Origin of the sequence: Limnospira sp. PMC 289.06 (assembly GCF_032350395.1) — a bacterium.
Lineage (GTDB): Bacteria > Cyanobacteriota > Cyanobacteriia > Cyanobacteriales > Microcoleaceae > Limnospira > Limnospira platensis.
Window position 1 is genome coordinate 1 of record NZ_JARPLC010000425.1, and the last position, 641, is coordinate 641.

At 46.6% G+C, this 641-nt stretch carries 1 protein-coding gene; it reads right to left on the reverse strand.

The genetic code is table 11. From position 1 onward, the window contains the following. On the reverse strand, nt 1-620 hold a 620-nt coding region (locus P5674_RS25575; RefSeq protein WP_315670461.1), incomplete at its 3' end, for a Uma2 family endonuclease. Nucleotides 621-641 lie beyond the last annotated feature (21 nt).

Here is a 641-nt window from a genome sequence, read left to right on the forward strand (position 1 = left end):
GCGCGTTCTGCCTCCTGTTGGGCGCGTTCTTCGGCTTGTTGGCGATCGCTCTCTAATTCGATATAAGTCGAGAATTTCCGCCCATCGGGACGATACAATTCTAACCCCGACTCCGAGATTTCAAATCGTACCCCTAACCGGGGAGAAATCCAGCCGTTTATAGTTTCAATAAGCGTGAGTTGATTCTCTGTGCGAATCCAGCCACAGCAGTCAATTTTATCGGGGTCATAAATATAGTATTCTTCCACTCCATAACGCTGATAAAATTCCAGCTTTTTCGCCATTTCCGTTAAGGTATTTCCGGGAGATAAGACTTCAAAAACTACTTGGGGGGCGATATTATTTTCCTGCCATTGTAAATAAGACCCCCGTTTTCCTTTCGGTCGTCCCAAGGCTACCATCACATCTGGAGCCACTCGCAGTTTATTGTTGCCTTCTAGGGGATACCAGAGTAAATCTCCGGCTACGAATACGTTAGGGTCATCTTTAAAGAGGGCATCAATTCCTCCTTGAATCGTGACAATCCAGCGGAATTGTTCCGTATTTTCTGCCATAGGTTGACCGTCGCTTTCGGGGTAGATAATTGGGGTTTTGGGAGTGGTTTTAATCTCTGTAACCATGTCGCCTCCTTGGGGTGGGTT